This is a genomic window from Gelidibacter sp., assembly GCF_035577925.1.
GTDB lineage: Bacteria > Bacteroidota > Bacteroidia > Flavobacteriales > Flavobacteriaceae > Gelidibacter.
Map to the genome: position 1 here is coordinate 1 of NZ_DATJCY010000097.1, position 1,804 is coordinate 1,804.

General features: G+C 38.7%; 2 protein-coding genes. Both read right to left on the reverse strand.

Translation table 11 applies throughout. The features are described 5' to 3' along the window. On the reverse strand, window positions 1–1,281 hold a 1,281-nt coding region (locus tag VNJ50_RS03400), incomplete at its 3' end, for a transposase (RefSeq protein WP_325579061.1). Window positions 1,282–1,365: 84 nt separating this feature from the next. After that, window positions 1,366–1,804: nucleotide-binding domain-containing protein (locus VNJ50_RS03405; RefSeq protein WP_349255719.1), on the reverse strand; the 439-nt coding region annotated here is incomplete at its 5' end.

Genomic DNA, 1,804 nt, shown 5'->3' on the forward strand with positions numbered 1-1,804 from the left:
CATCCTTTTGGCATACTTTGCGTTCTGGGTCAGCTTTTGGTGCATACGGTCGTAATGTTCCTTGTGGATGCTGTCGTCCAGTTTTTTAAACTTGGTGCTTTTACCACAACATGCCGCTCTGAGTGGACAGTTCTTGCAATCGGTCTCGCTGCTTCGGTACGTACGCTTGATGTAGCCCTTACTATCGGTTTTTTCACCCTTGAAAAGGAGTTTGGCTCGGTTGCCTTTGGGTTTGGTGCATTGGTAATAATTCTCCTCTTTGTTGAAAATAAAACCTTCCCGCTCGGGTTTGTATTGTCCAAAATTTGGGATATAAGCGTCGATGTTTTTTTCGTGTAAATACGCCAAAGCTTCGCCACTGCTGTAACCGCCATCGGCCAGGAGTTCTTCCAGTTCAATGCCGTTTTCATTGAGGTTTTCCTCTATGAGTTCTACAATTTGTTCCAAACACTGGCTATCACGTTTATCAGCAAAATCAGAACAAGCGCCCGTGATGACGTGATGGGCATCGTCTACGGCAATTTGACCAAAATAGTTTAATTGACGGGCTTTGCCCGGTTTCACACTTACCCTGGCATCTGAATCGGTGGGCGAATAATGGGTGTGATTAGAAAGGTATTTCGGGCGGATCAAGTTACCGTTTTCATCGGTTTTTTTGCTATTGCTGTTGCCGGGCATTCCTTTATAAGCTTCTTTTTTCCAAGCGTGGTGCTGTTCCACCAACTTCTTTCGGGTGCTGGTGGTTTTAAACTCGCTGTTTTCTTCCAGTTCATTTACAAAAGCACTGGCATCTTCCAACACTTCTTTCTCTACCAAACTGTCCATAGAAGCATTGGCTTTGATAAAAACACTATCCACAGCTTGACGTTTGCCTCGAACCATTCCCTTGCTAACACACATTCTCAACACTTCTTTAAACAAACTCAAAAATACTTCTTCACCATATAAACTCCGAGTGCGACTTATAGTGCTGTGCCATGGAAGTTGCTCATGAACATCATAACCTAAAAATAATCGTATCGACAAACTGTCGCTACAAAAAGCAATCAGTTGCCTATCCGAGTTGATGTTATTCAAATAACCCACCAACAAAATCTTGAAAAACACAACAGGATCAATACTCTGTTGACCTTCATTGCCATAATATTTTTGGGTGGCTTTGTAAATAAAATGTAAATCGAGTTCGGTCAATAATTTTCTGTAAAAATTATCAGATGGAACCATGTCCAACAGATTAACCGAAACAAATAATTGGGGCGTGAAGTTCTTTTTTCCTTGCATGGATAAATTTACAAAAAGTCAGAATTTTATACAAGTATTGCTATATTTGAGTTGTGCAACAGGCACCGATGTTATAGGCAGTAATTATTGATCACTTATTGGAACATCTATTCTATCTCTTGCAACACAAAATCCATCTTTTATGATGTAACACTCTACAAAATGAGCTCCCTCAAAGTTTGAATTCTCTTTTCTTCTATTTTGGTCTTTATTTGGTGAGATGACTTGACCTCTTAAACAATTTCTTTGTTTAGCAATCTCTCCTTCGTTTTTAACTTTCCAAAATACCTCATATGGTTGGGGTACATCTGTTTTGTCTATGAAGAATATAAGTTCTTTCTTTTTTCTTAAAAACCTTACTTGTCTTAATAATTCTGTTCTGAAACCTGCTTGAGAAACTATACAATCAATGCGTAGGAAATTAGTAATATTCAAAGGGTATCTATCCTCAATATATTCTTCTTCGTTTGAATAATTATAACTAGATTCTTTAATGGATTGAGGGTAAGGAAATGGCTTACCA